Origin of the sequence: Kineococcus siccus (genome assembly GCF_009906795.1) — a bacterium.
GTDB classification, from domain to species: Bacteria; Actinomycetota; Actinomycetes; order Actinomycetales; family Kineococcaceae; genus Kineococcus; species Kineococcus siccus.
Map to the genome: position 1 here is coordinate 1 of NZ_JAAALN010000398.1, position 1,239 is coordinate 1,239.

1 protein-coding gene is annotated in these 1,239 nt (G+C 75.5%); it reads right to left on the minus strand.

What is annotated here, in order from left to right:
* Positions 1-72 precede the first annotated feature (72 nt).
* Complete coding sequence (locus tag GTR02_RS21770; protein ID WP_166609548.1) at positions 73-1,107, minus strand: aldo/keto reductase; 1,035 nt, start codon at positions 1,105-1,107, stop codon at positions 73-75.
* Positions 1,108-1,239: the final 132 nt, after the last annotated feature.

Below are 1,239 nucleotides of genomic sequence, written 5' to 3' on the forward strand. Positions count from 1 at the left end.
AGCGCCACCCTGCTCGTGAGCGCCGCCCTGCTCGTGAGCCCCGCCCCGGCCCCGCGCCCCGCCGGGTCGACGTCAGCGACCGCCGGTGAGCTTGCGGCTGCGCTGGTTCTCGCCGGGACCGCCGTAGGGGTAGTCGGCCGGGTCCGGGTCGCTGGCCTCGTCGAGGGCCACGAGCTCCTCGCCGTCGAGCTCGAGGTCCGCGGAACCCAGGTTGTCGCGCAGCTGCTCGGTGGTGCGCGCGCCCAGCACGATGGAGGACACCACGGGCTGCGCCGCGAGCCACGCGAGCGCGACCTGCGCCATCGAGCGGCCGCGCGCCTCGGCGATGCGCTGCAGCGCGTCGATGACGTCCCACGTGCGCTGCTGGGCGTTGCGGCCCGCGTAGCGCTCCACGCCGCGCTCCGGGTCCTCCCCGAGGCGCGTGCTCCCCGTCGGCACGGTGTCGCGCTGGTACTTCCCGGACAGCCACCCCCCGCCCAGCGGCGACCACGGCAGCAGGCCCAGCCCGTTCTCCTCCGCGGCGGGCACGATCTCCCACTCGATCTCGCGGACGAGCAGGTTGTACTGCGGCTGCAGGGTCACGGGGCGGGCCAGCCCGAGGGCGTCGGCGGCGTCCACCGTCTTCTGCAGCTGCCAGCCCGTGAAGTTCGACAGCCCGACGTAGTGCACCTTGCCCGCCCGGACGAAGGAGTCCAGGGCCGAGAGCGTCTCCTCGACCGGCGTCCAGGGGTCCCACGCGTGCACCTGGTAGAGGTCGACGGCGTCCACGCCGAGGCGGGCCAGCGACGCGTCGAGCGCGCGCGTGAGGTGCCGGCGGCTCAGGCCGACGCCGTTCGGCTCACCGCTGGTCGGGAAGCGGCCCTTGGTCGCGAGCACCACGCGCTCGGTCACGTCCGCGGGACGGTCGGCGAGCCAGGCGCCGATGATCTCCTCCGAGGTCCCGCCCGTGTACACGTCGGCGGTGTCGACCAGGGTGCCCCCGGCCTCGAGGAAGGTGTCGAGCTGGGTGAAGGCGCCCTCGCGGTCGGTCTCGCCGCCGAAGGTCATCGTGCCGAGAGCCAGGTGGGAGACGGCGGCGCCGCCGCCGCCCAGGGTGCGGTACTCCATCGGGTGGGGTCCTCGTCTGTGGCCGGGTCGGGTCGGGCCTCATCCTGCCCGCGGCGGCGGCGCCCGGCGAGCGGTCGTTGCCACGGGGGCCGCGGCGCAGCAGCATCGGGGGGTGGACGCCCCCTCCCCACC

Bases quoted from the DNA above. Each gene is read 5' to 3' on its own strand.
- GTR02_RS21770 (WP_166609548.1), bottom strand. From the start codon at position 1,107: ATGGAGTACCGCACCCTGGGCGGCGGCGGCGCCGCCGTCTCCCACCTG.